The following is a 15,333-nucleotide window of genomic DNA, read 5'->3' as shown; positions in this document are numbered from 1 at the left end:
GCCGCGGCCCGTCCCGCGACCACGGCCCTCCCTGTGACCGCGGCCCGTCCCGCGACCACGGTCCGGGGGCGCCCATGACCCGGGTCCTCATCGTCACGAACGACTTCCCGCCCCGGCCGGGCGGCATCCAGTCGTTCGTGCACGGGCTCGCGCTCCGGACCCCCTCCGTCCTCGTCTACGCCTCACGATGGCGCGGCTGCGAGGAGTTCGACCGGCGGCAGCCGTACCCCGTCGTCAGGCATCCCACCTCGCTCATGCTCCCCACGGTGGCCGCGGCGCGAAGGGCGGCAGGGCTCGTGGCCGACCATCGCGCCGACACCGTCGTCTTCGGCGCGGCTGCCCCGCTCGGGCTCCTCGCGCCCCGACTGCGCGCCGCGGGCGCGCGCAGGATCGTCATGCTCACCCACGGGCACGAGTCCTCGCCGCTGTTCCGCCCGCTGATGCGGCGGATCGGTGACCACGCGGACGTGGTGACCTACCTGGGGTCCTACACCCACGCCAGGCTCGCGGGCGTGGTGCCCGCCGCCAAGCTCGTCCGGCTCGCGCCGGGCGTCGACCCGGTCCTCTTCCACCCGTCGGTGGAGGCCGCCGACCTGCGACGCTCGCTCGGGCTCGACGGCAGGCCGGTCGCGGTGTGCGTGTCGAGGCTCGTCCCCCGCAAAGGGCAGGACCAGCTGATCAGGGCGTGGCCTCTGGTGCTGCGGGCCGTCCCCTCCGCGGTGCTCCTCATCGTCGGCGGCGGGCCCGACCGCCGGCGCCTCATCCGCATGGCGGCGCCCCTCGGCCAGTCGGTACGGTTCACCGGGATCGTGCCTTCTTCGCTGCTTCCTTCGTACTACGCGGTGGGCGACGTCTTCGCCATGCCGTGCAGGACACGGCTCGGCGGGATCGACGTCGAGGGGCTGGGGATCGTGTTCCTCGAGGCGTCCGCGACCGGGCTGCCCGTCGTCGCGGGGGCGTCCGGCGGGGCTCCCGACGCGGTACGGCACGGCGAGACCGGGCTCGTCGTGGACGGCAGGTCGGTGGACGAGGTGGCGGGCGCGCTGATCGACCTGCTGGCGGATCCCGAACGGGCACGGAAGATGGGCGAGCGGGGCAGGGAGTGGGTGTCGGGCGAATGGGACTGGGAGCACGTCGCCGCCCGCTTCCACACCCTCCTGTGACCGCGTGCGCGATGCCGCCGGCCCTCATGCCGCTCACGGTGAACCACGGGCCTCCTGGGCACGCCGTCTGAGGGCAACCGAGACCGACCGGCTGCCCTCAGCATCGCCGCCGGCCACCGCTCAACCGGGGTGGATGTTCTTGTTGTGGTGGAAGGCGTTGTCGGGGTCGTACTTGGCCTTGACCTCGGCGAGTCGCCGGTAGGTGTGATCGCCGTAGGCTTCCCGCACGCGGCTTGAGTCGTCGTCGGAATCCAGGAAGTTGACGTAGACGCCGGCGCGGTGCGGCTGAAGGGCCTCAAGGAACCCCCGGGCCCAGGCGGTCTCGGCCGCGGCCCGCTCCCCGGACTCGTCGGGGAGCCACACGGCGTCGATGACGATGTTGCGTTCCACGTCGCGACCGGTGTAGGCGGTAGCGTCGTCGGGGACCCGTGCGACGGCGCCGCCCATGTGGAACATCGCCGCGTATGTCCGGGGTGAGCCTGCGGTGTAGGCGTGATCGGCGATGGTGTCGATGGCCCCGTCGGAGAGGCCCGCGAGGTTCGTGGCCTTCCAGTAGTAGTGCCACCCGTGGGGGACGGAGTCGTCCAGGCCGCTCTGGTGGGCCACGTATGGGGTGGGGGCGAGCAGGTCCACGAGCGGCGTCCCGAACCGCCGCAGGGCCCGCACCGCACGTTCGCCGTCCTCGACGGCGCCGGCGTAGCAGCAGGCGACGGCGAGGGCCGGCCGATAGTGCAGGCCCTCGGGGATGACCGGCAGCGGGGGGACGGTGCCGAGCCTGACGACGGTGCCGAGCTCGTCGGGCGCCGCGGCGGTGAAGTCCCGGTAGAAGCGCAGCACGTCGGCGGTGTCGTCGGCCGCCCAGAAGACCGGTCCGGCCATCACGGTCGGGCCGACGGGGTGCAGCGCGAAGCGGAACGAGGTGACGACACCGAAGTTGCCGCCGCCGCCTCGCAGCGCCCAGAACAGATCAGGGTGTTCGTCCGCGGACGCCCGGACGATGCCGCCCTCGGCGGTGACCACCTCGGCGGCCAGCAGGTTGTCGACGGCGAGCCCGTGTTTGCGCATGAGGAAGCCGATGCCGCCGCCGAGCGTGAGCCCGGCGACCCCGGTGTGGCTCACGATGCCGCCGGTAGTGGCCAGACCGTGGGTCTGCGTCTCATGGTCGACGTCGCCCCACAGAGCGCCACCCTGGACCCGAGCTGTGCGGCCGGCGGGGTCGACCCACACGGCCCGCATCGCCGAGAGGTCGATGACGATCCCGTCGTCGCACGCCGCGGTGCCGGCCACGTTGTGACCCCCGCCCCGGACGGCGATCTCCAGGTCGTGGTCGCGGGCGAAGCGCATGGCCGCGGCCACGTCGGCGGTCCCGCCGCATCGTGCGATCACCCGGGGGCGCCGGTCGACGGCACCGTTCCACACGGCTCGGGCGGTGTCGTAGTCGGTGTGGTCAGCGGTGATGAGCCGGCCCCGGAATCCATCGATCTTCATCGCGGTTGCCTCCTTCTTGCTCAAGCGGCCGACTTGCTCAATAGTCGGTGTCGTCATCGGTCCTCCTCTCGCGACAGCTCCATCGCACCACCGTGGACCGAGGCAGTGAAGTCAACAATCTGGACTTCACAGCCGAAAGCGGACGTTCGACACTGGTGTCATGCGGACGTATGGCCAGTACTGCCCCATCGCCCGTGGGGCCGAGATCTTCGCCGAGCGCTGGACGCCACTGATCATCCGCAACCTGCACCTGGGCTGCGGAAGTTTCGGTGAGATCCTGGCGGGCGCGCCGGGGCTCTCTCGTACCCTGCTCTCGCAACGGCTCAAGCAGCTCGAACGGTTCGGCATCGTCGAGTCGGTGCTCAAGCCCGCAGGGCGCGGGCGCCATTACGAGCTCACGCCCGCGGGTCATGACCTTTTCAAGGTCTGCGTGTCGCTCGGCGAATGGGGTGCCGCCTGGCTCGAGATCGCCCCCGAGCACCTCGATCCCTTCGTGGCTCTGTGGTCGATGTGCAACGCGCTCCGCAGGGACCGGCTCCCGGATCGACGCGTCGTCATCCGCTTCGACTTCGTCGGCCGCCGGCACCGCGAGCGGTTCTGGCTGCTGATCGAGCACGGAGACACCGAGATCTGCAAGGTGTACCCCGGCATCGATGAGGACCTCTACATCACGGCGGAAGCCGAAGCCTTCGTCAAATGGCATGCCGGCCAACTCTCCTGGGCCGAAGCCACCGGTGACCGCCGCATCCAACTCCACGGCCCCGCGTGGCTCGTACGAGCCTTCCCCACCTGGAACGCCCGCAGCATGTTCGCCCGCATCAAGCCGGTCTCCCATACCGTGGCGAGCTCGGCGGGCTCCATGGCGGTGTCAGGCTGGCGGTGACCGGCCTGATCCTTCTCCAGCCTGATCGGCCCGACAGGCGTCAGCCCGTGGCCTCGGCTTCCACGTCGGCGTCGTCTTCGGCAGCGGTCAGCGGTAGTCGGACGGGCAGGCCGGACGTGGCCCGCCCTCGGGCGTTACGCGTTGCCGAGCCTGTTCGTCGAGCCGGCGAGGGTCCGTCACGGTGATGTCGAGCAGCCGGCCCTTGCCGTAAGGGTGGTTGCCGACGGTCTCGGGGTCGTGGATGGCCGAGGCGCACTTCCGCTCACCGGCGTGCGGAGCTCGATGACACCGTCGACCCACTCGACGTTGCCGATCACCGCATTGACCTTGTGGGTCGCGCCCGGCTTGGGCAGCTCGATGAGCTGGGGGAACGCTCAGCTCGGCGTCGGAGGTTGCGCCGAGCGCCGGGCTCGTCCCAGGGCTTCCGGTCCGGAGCACGCGCTTGGACGAGGCCTTCCTCACCCGCTGCGGCCTGCGAAGACGTTCCGCTGTGGGGCTCATCGCGCACCCGGGCGGCGGGCCGGGCGGGGCGGTGGCGCTCACCGGAGGAGTGGTGCCGCTTGTCGGGAAGGGGCGGTGCCGCTCACCGGAGGGGTGGTGCCGCTGGTCGGGAAGGGGCGGTGCCGTTCACCGGAGGAGTGATGACGCTCAGCGGGGGGCGGTGAGGCCCGGCAGGGCTGCTGACGCTCACCGGGAGGGCGCGGTGAGGGTCAGCGGGAGGGGGAGGGGTGGGCGTGGGTCGGGCGGGATGAGTCGATGGAGTCGGCCAGGCGGTGCAGGCCGAGCGCCAGCGCGTGACGGACGGCGCCCCGGTGGCCTGGGCGACGCGGACGCAGGACGGCCATGCGCTCGGCCTCCGCGACGCGGTCGCGGTGCACGGACTCGGCGTACAGCTGGAACAGCTGGTCGTTCATCGGGAACCCTCCGCCCTGACGATGGAGATGTCGCCGCTCAGCGTGCGCGCGCGCACCTCGACGGTGCCGACACCCTCGGCCGGCTCGCCTGACTGCCGCAGCTCGGACTTGACCCGCCCGGACAGCGACGAGACGTCGAGCCAGGCGGCGGACCCTTCGGCGATCGCGATCGTGACGTCACCGGAGGCGGTCTTCGCGGTCACGTTGCCGCGCCCGATGCTCCTGACGACGAGGTCGCCCGACGCGCTACGGCTGCCGACGTCGCCGCCCGCGTGACCGATGACGGTGTCGCCGGAGGCGGTGACGACCGTCGTGGTGCCGTGGACCGCGCCGAGCCGGACGGCCCCCGAGGTGGCGTCGATGACCGCCTCGCCGTCGATGACGTCACAACTGACGTCGCCCGAGGCGGCCTTGACGTCGAACCTGGCCGCGTGCTCCACGGTGACGTCACCGGAGGCGCACTTGACCCTGACCTCGCCCAGCTGCCCTGTGGTCGTGACGTCGGCCGCGGCCGTGGTCGCGCGCAGGTCGGAGCCGGTGGGCAGGGAGATGGTGACGTCGAGCGCGGGCGTCCTCCTGAGTCGTGGACTCTCGGGAGCCTTGACGGTGATCATCCCGTCGGCGTGCTCGACGAGGACGTTCTGGGCGTACTCGACGTCGGACGCGCTGCGGGGGTCGGCCGGCCGTACCTCGACGTCGGTGTCATCGCGTTCGGACGCGATGACGCGGAGCCGGCCCGCGGGGAAGTCGACGCGGACGGAGACGGGCTCGGGCGTGGGAAAGACAGGCATGACGGAACTCCATCGGTGTTCGGAGAGTGAGAAGAGAAAGAGAAAGAGAGGAGAGCGTCAGCTCACCCAGCCGCTGATACGGCGGCCGACGGTGGGTGGACGGCTCTGCGACGAGGGCTCGGACGCCGCGCCGGACACTGCGCCGGACAGTGCCTTGACCAGCCACGCGTTGACCGAGACGCCCGAGGTGGCCGCGGCCCGCTCGATGCGGGCCTTGAGCGCCTCGGGCAGGCGGAGCGTCATCCTGGCCGTGCCCTGGTCGGCGTCACCCGGCGGGACGGGCGGCTCGGGCGGCGCGGGTGGAAAAGGCGGGTAGGGCGCGCCGGGCGGCGTGGGAGCGCCAGACGGGCCCGCGTGCCAGGTGCTCGGCATGGTCACCACGAACTCCGGCTGCCTGCCGCGGATGCGCACGTCGACGACACCAGGTTCGATCTCCCTGGTCAACTCGTCAGCGGCCTCGGAGAGCACCTCGATCAGGGTGAGCCGCAGCGCCGAATCGAGCAGCCCGGTGAGCCGGTCGGCCGTGGCGCGGGCCTCGGGGCCCGCGGCCTCGGCCGCGTCGCCGAACTCGCGTCGCAGGTTCTCGATGTACTGCGTCAGATCCATGATGTCATCATGGCATCAAGGTGACGTCACCGCAAGAGGGGTGACGTCAAGGAGTGTGGCCTTCGTCGTCGAGGTAGTCGCGCCCCGAGCGTTCAGGCGTCCAGCCGGGCAGCCTGACGGCCTTGTCGCTGGAGATCCCGAGGCGTCGACGCGGGCGTGCGGGCGCACCTCGACCGCGTCGCCGTACCACCGGGAGGCCGGAGCGCGCGGGTCGCGGCCACCGGCGTTGTCGGGGGAGGTGTCGGACCCGGCTGACGCACCGCAGGTCGGAGCCGCGCACACCCCTTCCTTTCGTACGGCCCTGCCCCCGGGAGACCCGGGGGCCAGGCGCCGGGGCGGGCTCGACGGCCTCCATGGGAGAGGTGGTCCGGTCAGCCCTTCGTGGAGCCCAGGGTGAGACCGGAGACGAACTGCTTGTGCAGCAGCTGGAAGACGATCAACGTCGGCAGCGCCACCAGCAGCGACCCCGCGGCCAGCAGGTTGTAGTCGGTGAAGAACTGCCCGCGTAGGTTGTTCAGCGCCGACGTCACCGGCAGCTTGTCGCCCGATGACATCAGCACCAGCGCCCACAGGAAGTCGTTGTACATCCAGGTGAACTGCAGCGTCGACAACGCCGCGAGCGCGGGACGGCACAGCGGGAGCGTCAGCTGCCAGTACCGCCGCCACACGCTCGCCCCGTCCACGAGCGCCGCCTCGGAGATCTCCTCGGGGATGGTCCGCATGAAGTTGGCCAGCACGAACACGCAGAACCCGAACTGGAACGCCACGTGCACGAGGATCAGCCCGAGATACGAGTCGTACAGCGACAGCGAGTCGGACAGCCACCACGGCAGTGGGATCAGCGTGTACAGCGTGTACAGCGGTGTGATCAGCACCTGTGGCGGCAGCAGGTTGCCCGCCGTGAACACCACCAGCAGCACCTTGCGCCCGGGGATGCGCAGCCGCGCGATGGCGAAGGCGGTGAAGGAGGCCATCAGCAGCGTGAGGATCACGCCGGGCACGACGATGATGAGCGTGTTGAGGTAGTACTTCGGCAGGTCGGCCTGGTCCCACGCCTGCGTGTAGTAGTCGAGCGTGAGCGTGCGCGGCAGCGAGAGGTAGCCGAGCTCCGCCGTCTCCTCGTACGGCCGCAGCGAGGCGTAGACGGCCAGCAGCAGCGGCAGCAGCCAGCCCAGCGCCACCAGCCCGAGGAAGGCGTGCAGCAGCACGCGCAGCGGGCGGAAGGGGCGCCTGGCCGGCCCGCGTCCGGGTTCGACGGCGGCGGGGCGGGCGGCGGTCAGCGTCACCTGTGGTCCTCCTTGAACAGCTGCGTCAGGTAGGTGACGATGAACCCCATCGAGATCACCAGCAGGATCACCGCGATGGCCGAGCCGAACCCGATCCTGCTCGCCTCGCCCACGATGTTCTCGGTGACCAGCACCGACAGCAGTTCGAGCCCGTTCCTGCCCTTGTTGACGGCGTAGACGATGTCGAAGGCGCGCAAGGCCTCGATCACCGTGATCACCAGCACGATGACGTTGATCGGCCGAAGGGTCGGGAACACGACGCGGAAGAAGGACTGCGCCTCGTTGGCCCCGTCGATCGCCGCGGCCTCCTTCAGCGCGGGGTCGACCGCCTTCAGCCCGGCCAGGTAAATGATCATCACGTAACCGACATGCCGCCAGGCCGCGGCGATCATGATGACCCAGATGTTGATGCTGCTGTCGCCGAGCCAGTCGGTGGTCAGCCCGGTCACCGCGTTCAGCACGCCGTAGTCGGAGGAGTAGACGAGCTGCGCGATGAAGCCGACGACGGCCAGCGACAGCACGACGGGCAGGTAGAGCGCGCTCTGGTAGACCCGCGACAGCCGCAGCCGCCGGTCGAGCAGCACCGCGCAGAACAGCCCGAACGGCGTCGCGATCAGGCCGAGGAAGCCCAGCCACAGCACGTTGTTGCGGACCGCCGACCAGAACGGCGGGTACTCGCCCGCCAGGTCTCCGTAGTTGCGCGTCCCGATCCAGCGCAGCTCGGAGATGCCGTTCCAGTCGGTGCCCGACAGCGCGATCGAGGCCAGCGTGGGTCCCCAGATGAGAGCCACGTTGACCAGGATGGCCGTCCCGAGCCCGAGGCTCAGGACGGCGACGTCCCTGCGGGAGTAGCGGCGGCTCATCAACGGAAGATGTTGGCCTTCTGCGCCTCGATGTCCTTGAGCAGCGAGTCGATGTCGTCGGGCTTGCCGACGAACCGCTGCAGCGCGGGGATCATCACGGTCGAGGCGAAGTCGGGCCTGGTGTCGCGGTCGAGGAACTGGGCGATGTGCGTGGCCTGCGAGACCAGCTCGGCGCCGCGTTTCTGCAGCGCGCTGTAGCCGCTGGTGTCGGCCTTGGAGCTGGAGGCCAGCGTGCCGGGGTCGAGCTTGGTGGCCGCGTTCTGGGAGGTCGCCTGGGCGAAGTGCTTGAGCAGCGCCTTGGCTCCGTCCACGTTCTTGGCCTTGGCCGAGATCATGTAGCCGTCGATGGGCGCGTCGATGGAGTCGGTGCCGAACTGCGGGTTGATCTCGGGGAAGGTGAAGAAGTCGATGTCGTCGCGATCGGCTTCGGGGAACTGCTGTGCGACGAACATGCCCAGCAGGTACATGCCGGTCTTCTTCTGGGCGAGCGACTGCCCGGCCTCCTGCCAGGTACGGCCCAGCGCCGCGGGCTGGTGGAACTCCATGAGGCCCCGCCAGGTGTCGAAGACCTGCCTGACCTTCGGGTCGGTCCACGCCTCCTTGCCCGCCATGAGCGAGATGTGGAAGTCGTAGCCGTTCGTTCGCATGTTGAGGATGTCGAAGGTGCCCATCGCCGGCCAGCCGTCCTTGTCGGCGAAGGCGATCGGGATGAGCCCGTCGGTCTTCATCTTCCTGGCCAGCGCGGTTAACTCGTCCAGCGTCTTGGGCGGCTGGTATCCCTTCTCCTCCCACAGGCTCTTGCGATAGAAGACCGCCCATGGGTAGTAGGTGAACGGGACGAAGTACTGCTTGCCGTCCGAGCCGGTCGAGGCCGCCTTGAACGCGGGGGTGTAGTCCGCGCCGATCTCCTGCCACACGTCCGAGATGTCGGTGGCGAGCCCTTGCTCGGCGAAGAACTGCATGCGGTAACCGGCGAACCAGGTGAACACGTCGTCGGGCGTGCCCTTCAGGTAGCGGTTGATGTTCTCCTGGAAGGTGTTGTGGTCGACCGTGTTGATCCTGACGTCGGCCTGCGTGAAGGCCTTGATCACGGTTTCGAGTGATTTCTTGGGAATCTCGTCGGACGCGTTGGATCCGATGGTGATCGTGCCGCGCGCCGCGGAGCCGCTCGCGCCGGGGGTTCGTCGATCGTTGGGGTTGCCGCATCCCGCGAGGATCGCGGGGACTCCGAAGGCCGCTGCGCCGAGCAGCAGGTTTCGGCGGGTGATCGGCAGTCGTTGGGTCATGGTGGGTTCCTCCTTGACCGACCCTCAGATTCCCCCGATATCCCGCAAATCTCCACAGAATCAGCACGAATGTCAACGTAACTTTCCTAACGATTACAGGGGTCGGCCCGCGCGAATGGCGGGCTCCGGCCGGGCGCTCGGGGTCGGCGCGGGCGTGATCGGGGGAGAACTGATCAATTGATAGTTGACATCAACTAGCCGGATATGGATAGTTGATATCAACTAAGGAGGTGCGGTGGATAACCGTCGCAAGGTGTCCAACCCGTTGGCGTTGGCGGTGCTGGCGTTCCTGTTGATGGAGCCGATGCATCCGTACGAGCTCGGGCGGCGGCTGCAGGAGACCGACAAGGACCGCAGCTTCAAGTACAACAGGGGCTCGCTGTACATGGTGGTCAAGCAGCTGGCGAAGGCGGGCTTCATCGTCGAGCGGGAGACGGTGCGCGACACCGAGCGGCCCGAGCGCACGCTCTACGCGCTCACCGACGAGGGCAGGCACGAGCTCTACGACTGGCTGCGCGAACTGGTCGCCATGCCCGCCGAGGAGTATCCGAACTTCGGGGCCGCGCTCTCCCTGCTCAGCGTCCTCAACCCCACCGAGGCGGTCGACCTGCTGCGACGGCGCACGGCCGCGCTCGAGGCGCGGACGCTCGAGATCCGCGAAGGCGTGCGCGCGGCGACCGACGGCGGCGTCGCGTGGGTCTTCCTCGTCGAGGAGGAGTATCGGCTCGCCGTTCTGGAGGCCGAGCTCCGCTTCGTCACCCGGCTCATCGAGTCGCTCCAGCAACCCGACTACATCACGACATGGCACACGGTCTTCGGGAGTCAGCATGACAGCGATTAGGACAGCGTTGGTGATCGGCGGCGGCATCGCCGGGCCCGTGACCGCGATGGCACTGCGCCGCGCGGGCATCGAGGCGAGCGTCTACGAGGCGTACACGGGCAGCGCGGACGGCATCGGCGGCACGCTCACCATCGCTCCGAACGGGCTCGACGCGTTACGGGTCGTCGGAGCCGACACGCCCGTCAAGGCCGTGGGGCAGCCCGTGACGCGCACGGTGATCACCGACGGTGCCGGCAGGCGCATCGGCGAGTTCTCCGGGCTGGCCGACCTCGAGCCCAGCCAGGCGATGTGGCGCTCCGACCTGTACCGCGCGGTGCACGAGCACGCCGTCGCCTCGGGCGTCCCCATCGAGCACGGCAGGCGCCTGGTCGATGCCGAGGAGAGCCCCACCGGCGTCACCGCCAGGTTCGCCGACGGGGGCAGCGCGACCGCCGACATCCTCGTCGGCGCCGACGGCATCAACTCCGTCGTCCGCACGCTCATCGACCCTGCCGCGCCGGGCCCGCGCCACGTCCCCCTCCTCAACTTCGGCGGCCTGGCCGACATCGCGCTGCCCGCGCGCACCGACGCCGCCTCCTTCGTCTTCGGCAGGCGCGGCTTCCTCGGCTACTGGGTGCAGCCCGACGGCAGGACCGCCTGGTTCGCCAACCTCCCCCACGAGGCGCCGATGACGGCGGCCCAGGCGAGGCAGGTGCCCGCGGGCGAGTGGCTGCGCAGGCTGCGCGAGATCTACGCCCACGACGTGCCTGGACCTGATCTGCTGCGCCACACCGGCGAAGAGGCGCTGGTCACGCTCGGCACGGTCGCGATCATGCCGAGCGTGCCGCGCTGGCACAGCGACAGGATGGTGCTGGTCGGCGACTCCGTCCACGCGCCGTCGCCCAGCTCGGGGCAGGGCGCGTCACTGGCGGCCGAGAGCGCGGTCCAGCTCGCCCGTTGCCTGCGCGACCTGCCCGACGCGCCCAGCGCCTTCTCCGCCTACGTACGGCTGCGCCGCGACAGGGTCGAGAAGGTCGCCGCCAGGGCGTCCAGGACCAACAACAGCAAGGCGCTCGGGCCGTTCGCCATCGCGATGATGCGCCTGATGATGCCGTTGGCGACGCGCACCTTCCTCGCCCCCGAGCGCGCCCTCGGTCCTGAGCAACGCCACCACGTGGAGTGGGACACCCCGGTCCCCGCCCTCGCCGCCGCGCTGTAGGCGTCTTGAAGGCGGTGGGCGCTATCCCTTGGGGAAAGGCCCTCTGCTCAGGAGACCCTGATGAACCAGCATCCGCAGGACGGGGCAGGCCGCGCGATGACCGCTCGCGCCAGGCGATTCGTGACGCTCGCCCTCGCGGCGGCGATGGCGATCGGCATGTCCCCGGCGGCCCACGCCGGTGCCCGGCAGTCCACCCTCCCGCGGTCCGCCGTCCAGGGATCCACCGTCCAGGGATCCACCGTCCAGGGATCCACCGTCCAGGGATCCACCGTCCAGGACCGCGTCAACGCCGCCCTTCGCGCATGGATGCCCGCCAACGGGGTCGGCAACGCCGGCCTCGCCGTGATGCGCGACAACGAACTCGTCGGTTCCTACGGCTACAACGAGATGTCGGCCGAGACGCCCACCCCCGTGGCCTCGCTGTCGAAGTCGATCACAGCGGTGTGCGTCATGTCGCTCATCGACGACGGCAGGCTCCGGTTCAACACGCCGCTCTACTCGCTGCCCCCGAGCTTCAGGAAGATGACCGGGCGATGGGCGAGCAGGGCGGTCGGGAACATCACCGTCGAACAGTTGCTGCGGCACACGAGCAGGATCACCTTCGATCCCTCCCAGGCCGGACTGGCCGGCATCCCCAACGCCGCCTCCTCCGACAGGATCCTCGTCCGCCGCGCGCTGGCGCAGCCGCTCAGCACCATGCCCAGGAGCGAGGTCTACAACAACATCAACTACGCCGTTCTCGGGCTCGTCATCCAGGCGGTCACGCGCGAGCCCTACGAGTCCTACTGCCGCCGCATGGCGCTGGCTCCGCGGGGCGCCGCCCAGGCCAGGATCGGCGCAGGCATCCGCGCCATGGGCGCCTTCGGCGGCTGGGAGATCTCGGCGGTCGACTACGCGATGTTCGCCCGCGCCTACGACCCCCGCTCCCGGCTGCTGAGCCCGGCGGCGCACCGGTTCATCGACGCCCTGTCCAACCCGCGCAAGCCGACCGCGTCGCTGGGGATGTTCGTGGTGCGCACGTCGTCGGGCCGCAACCTCTTCCATCACGGTAGCTGGCAGTCGTCGGCGACCACCCCGCGGCAGTTCAGCTCCTTCTTCGCCATGTGGGACAACGGGATCTCGGTGGTCGTCACCTATGACAGGAACCTGACGGACGCCGCCCGCGGGGCGCTCGACGACACGCTGCGCCAGGCGGCCTACAGCCGGGGCTAGCCGCCCGCGGCGGCGTGACCCGCGGCACGCGGGGCGATGGCGGCCGACGTGACCCGAGGCCGATCCCGCCGGCGCTCGCGAAGAGCGCCGGCGGCGGAGGCCGTCGCCGTCACCTGGTGTACAGGGCGTCGATGTCGGAGGCGAAGTCCCGCATCACCAGGTTGCGCTTGACCTTGAGAGTCGGCGTCAGGTGGCCGCTCTCCTCCGTGAGGTCCGCGTCGAGGATGACGAACTTCTTGATCTGCTCGGCCTTGGACACGCTCCCGTTGGCCGCGTCGACCGCCGACTGGACCTCCGCCAGCACCGCGGTGTCCTGCTTGGCCTGCTTGGCGGACAGCCCGCGCTGAGCCAGCGCCTCGGGGTCGAGCGTGATGAGGGCCGCCGCGAACGGGCGGCCGTCGCCGACGATCATGGCCTGGGAGATCAGCGGGTGCGCCCTGATCGCGTCCTCCAGCGGCGCGGGCGCGATGTTCTTGCCCGCGGCCGTGACCAGCAGCTCCTTCTTGCGCCCGGTGATCAGCACGTACCCGTCGCCGTCCAGCTCGCCGACGTCGCCCGTGTGGTACCAGCCGTCGGAGTCGATCGCGGCCGCGGTGGCCTCGTCGTTGTTCCAGTAGCCGTGGAAGACGTGGCGGCCCCTGGTGAGGATCTCGCCGTCCTCGTCGATCCTGACGCTCGCGCCGGGGATCGGCTTGCCGACGGTGCCGATCTTGTTGGCGCCCGGCATGTTGACGGAGATGGGCGCGGTGGTCTCCGTCAGGCCGTACCCCTCGAACACCTCGATGCCCACGCCGGTGAAGAAGTGGCCGAGCCGCTCGCCGAGCGCGCCGCCGCCGGAGACGGCCGCGGTCAGGCGGCCGCCGGTGGCCTGACGGAGCTTGCCGTACACGAGCTTGTCGAAGAGCTTGTGTCGCAGGCGGAGGCCGAGCGGCGCGCCGCCGGCGGCCTCAGCCTTGCTGTAGGCGATGGCCACGTCGGCCGCGCGGGCGAAGATCTTGCCCTTGCCGCCGGAGATGGCCTTCTGCTCCGCGCCGTTGTAGACCTTCTCGAAGACCCTGGGCACGCCCAGCAGGAACGTCGGCCGGAAGGCGGCCAGGTCGGGCGCGACGTTCTTCATGTTCGGGGTGTGGGCGAGGACGGTGCCCGTCTCGACGAGCACGATCTGGATCACCCTGGCGAACACGTGGGCCAGCGGCAGGAACAGCAGCGCCGCCCTGCCAGGCTCGTCGAACAGCTGCTCCAGCGGCCCGCGGGCCACGTTGATCGAGGTGAACAGCAGATTGTCGTGGGTGAGCCTGCAGCCCTTCGGCCTGCCCGTGGTGCCCGAGGTGTAGATGATCGTCGCGAGGTCGCCGCCCGCCCTGCAGGTACGGCGGGCCTCGAGCGTCTCGTCGGTGACGTCAGGACCGGTGAGCTCGGCGATCTGCTCCACCCGCCAGACGTTCTCCAGCTCGGGCCGCGCCGTCTTGACGGTCTCCTCGTGGGCGTCGAGCTCGACGAAGGCGGCCTTGGCGCCGCTGTCGGACAGGATCCACGCGACCTGGTCGGTGGAGGAGGTCTCGTAGACCGGCACGCTGACCGCGCCGGCCGCCCAGATGGCGTAGTCGATGACGGTCCACTCGTAGCGCGTGCGCGACATCAGCGCGATGCGGTCGCCCGGCTCGATGCCCGCGGCGATGAGGCCCTTGGCGAGCGCGGCGACCTCGTCACGGAACTCGCGAGCGGTGACCGCCGGCCAGCTCTCGCCGGCCTTCCTGCGCATCACGACCGCCCCAGGCTCCTGCTCGCCCCTCCGGAAGACCGTGTCGGTGCAGTTGGCGGTTAGCGGGACATCCACCAGGACGGGGACGCTGTACTCGCGCACGGATCACTCCTCCGGGTGCACGCTACTGGGACGACCGAGGACGCTACCGCGTTAAGTTACGCGTGGGTAGCCTCGTCACACAGGCGTTATCTAGGGCGTTCATCACGCTAGCAGCCAACGGGCGCTGTGCCGCACGAGCCACGAGGCCCCGCCGTTAGGGTGTGCCGTATGCGGGTGCATGTCGTGAGCGATGTCCACGGAAGCGTCGACGCGCTGGCCCGCGCGGGCGACGGCGCCGACGCGCTGATCTGCCTGGGCGACCTCATCCTGTTCATCGACTACGACGACCACGCGCAGGGCATCTTCCCCGAACTGTTCGGCGCGCGGAACGCGGCCGAGTTCATCGCCTTGCGCACCGCCAAGCGGTTCGACGAGGCCAGGGAGATGTCGGCGAAGCTGTGGGCGGGACTCGGCGGCGACCCGCGCGAGCACATCGAGCGGATCGTCAGGGACCAGTACGCGCGGCTGTTCGAGGCGATGCCGACGCCTGCCTACCTCACCTACGGCAACGTCGACCTGCCCAGGCTGTGGGGTGACTACCTCAAGCCAGGGCTCCAGGTGCTCGACGGTCAGACCGTGGAGATCGGCGGGCTCACGTTCGGGTTCGTCGGCGGCGGGCTTCGCACCCCGTACCGCACGCCGTACGAGATCTCCGACGAGGAGTTCGCCGCCAAGGTGGAGGCGGTAGGCGAGGTGGACGTCCTGTGCTGTCACATCCCGCCCGCGGTGCCCGAACTGCTCTACGACGTGGTGGCCAGGCGTTACGAGCGGGGCAGCGAGGCGACGCTGGAGGCGATCAGGCGGACCCAGCCCCGCTATGCGCTGTTCGGCCACGTGCACCAGCCGCTCTACGCGCGTACCAGGATCGGCAGGACAGAGTGCGTGAACGTCGGTCATTTCCGTGGAAAGGGCGTCCCGTACGTCCTCGAATGGTGACC

The 15,333-nt window shown here is 70.0% G+C and carries 14 protein-coding genes; 6 read left to right on the top strand and 8 right to left on the bottom strand.

What is annotated here, in order from left to right; translation table 11 throughout:
• Positions 1-74 precede the first annotated feature (74 nt).
• On the top strand, positions 75-1,163 hold the full coding sequence (locus ACFSKW_RS41400) for a glycosyltransferase family 4 protein (protein WP_379579576.1): 1,089 nt from the start codon (positions 75-77) through the stop codon (positions 1,161-1,163).
• 120 nt (positions 1,164-1,283) lie between these two features.
• On the opposite strand, the gene ACFSKW_RS41395 is transcribed toward ACFSKW_RS41400, so the two are convergent.
• Positions 1,284-2,651: an FAD-binding oxidoreductase gene (locus tag ACFSKW_RS41395; RefSeq protein ID WP_379579574.1), complete on the bottom strand. Its 1,368-nt coding sequence runs from the start codon at positions 2,649-2,651 to the stop codon at positions 1,284-1,286.
• Positions 2,652-2,811: 160 nt separating this feature from the next.
• Here ACFSKW_RS41395 and ACFSKW_RS41390 point away from each other — a divergent pair, with 160 nt between their 5' ends.
• The gene (locus tag ACFSKW_RS41390) at positions 2,812-3,534 is read left to right on the top strand and encodes a winged helix-turn-helix transcriptional regulator (protein ID WP_379579572.1); all 723 of its coding nucleotides are present in this window, start codon (positions 2,812-2,814) and stop codon (positions 3,532-3,534) included.
• A gap of 710 nt (positions 3,535-4,244) precedes the next feature.
• Here ACFSKW_RS41390 and ACFSKW_RS41385 read toward each other — a convergent pair.
• The 6 genes from ACFSKW_RS41385 to ACFSKW_RS41360 form a co-directional block, all read right to left on the bottom strand.
• Positions 4,245-4,448 (bottom strand): hypothetical protein, encoded by a 204-nt coding sequence (locus ACFSKW_RS41385; protein WP_379579570.1) that lies wholly within the window; start codon positions 4,446-4,448, stop codon positions 4,245-4,247.
• A complete protein-coding gene (locus tag ACFSKW_RS41380) occupies positions 4,445-5,239 on the bottom strand; it encodes a DUF4097 family beta strand repeat-containing protein (RefSeq protein ID WP_379579567.1) in 795 nt (264 codons plus the stop codon). Before ACFSKW_RS41380 ends, ACFSKW_RS41385 begins: the two co-directional genes overlap by 4 nt.
• A 57-nt stretch (positions 5,240-5,296) precedes the next feature.
• Positions 5,297-5,845 carry a toxin-antitoxin system HicB family antitoxin gene (locus tag ACFSKW_RS41375; RefSeq protein WP_379579565.1) on the bottom strand — a complete coding sequence of 183 codons (549 nt, stop codon included), beginning with the start codon at positions 5,843-5,845 and terminating at the stop codon, positions 5,297-5,299.
• Between the two features lie 371 nt (positions 5,846-6,216).
• Entirely contained in the window at positions 6,217-7,131 is a 915-nt protein-coding gene (locus tag ACFSKW_RS41370) for a carbohydrate ABC transporter permease (RefSeq protein ID WP_379579563.1), read from the bottom strand.
• Entirely contained in the window at positions 7,128-7,994 is an 867-nt protein-coding gene (locus ACFSKW_RS41365) for a carbohydrate ABC transporter permease (protein ID WP_379579561.1), read from the bottom strand. The genes ACFSKW_RS41370 and ACFSKW_RS41365 overlap by 4 nt, the downstream gene beginning before the upstream one ends.
• A complete protein-coding gene (locus tag ACFSKW_RS41360; RefSeq protein ID WP_379579559.1) occupies positions 7,994-9,280 on the bottom strand; it encodes an ABC transporter substrate-binding protein in 1,287 nt (428 codons plus the stop codon). The genes ACFSKW_RS41365 and ACFSKW_RS41360 overlap by 1 nt, the downstream gene beginning before the upstream one ends.
• Positions 9,281-9,515: 235 nt before the next feature.
• Between ACFSKW_RS41360 and ACFSKW_RS41355 the strand changes: the two genes are divergently transcribed.
• From ACFSKW_RS41355 to ACFSKW_RS41345, 3 genes are read left to right on the top strand one after another with little or no spacing between them, the layout of a single operon-like run.
• Positions 9,516-10,121, top strand: a complete 606-nt coding sequence (locus tag ACFSKW_RS41355) for a PadR family transcriptional regulator (RefSeq protein ID WP_379579557.1) — start codon at positions 9,516-9,518, stop codon at positions 10,119-10,121.
• Positions 10,108-11,319, top strand: a complete 1,212-nt coding sequence (locus ACFSKW_RS41350) for an FAD-dependent oxidoreductase (protein WP_379579556.1) — start codon at positions 10,108-10,110, stop codon at positions 11,317-11,319. Before ACFSKW_RS41355 ends, ACFSKW_RS41350 begins: the two co-directional genes overlap by 14 nt.
• Positions 11,320-11,379: 60 nt before the next feature.
• Entirely contained in the window at positions 11,380-12,531 is a 1,152-nt protein-coding gene (locus ACFSKW_RS41345; RefSeq protein WP_379579554.1) for a serine hydrolase domain-containing protein, read from the top strand.
• A 109-nt stretch (positions 12,532-12,640) separates the two neighbouring features.
• Here ACFSKW_RS41345 and ACFSKW_RS41340 read toward each other — a convergent pair whose 3' ends face one another.
• Positions 12,641-14,395, bottom strand: a complete 1,755-nt coding sequence (locus tag ACFSKW_RS41340; protein WP_379579552.1) for an AMP-dependent synthetase/ligase — start codon at positions 14,393-14,395, stop codon at positions 12,641-12,643.
• 168 nt (positions 14,396-14,563) lie between these two features.
• Here ACFSKW_RS41340 and ACFSKW_RS41335 point away from each other — a divergent pair, with 168 nt between their 5' ends.
• Entirely contained in the window at positions 14,564-15,331 is a 768-nt protein-coding gene (locus ACFSKW_RS41335; protein WP_379579550.1) for a metallophosphoesterase family protein, read from the top strand.
• Positions 15,332-15,333: the final 2 nt, after the last annotated feature.

This window comes from Nonomuraea mangrovi, from assembly GCF_042681425.1.
Classification (GTDB): Bacteria; Actinomycetota; Actinomycetes; order Streptosporangiales; family Streptosporangiaceae; genus Nonomuraea; species Nonomuraea mangrovi.
Note: the sequence above shows the minus strand (reverse complement) of the source record. Positions and strands in the feature narration are given on the sequence as shown.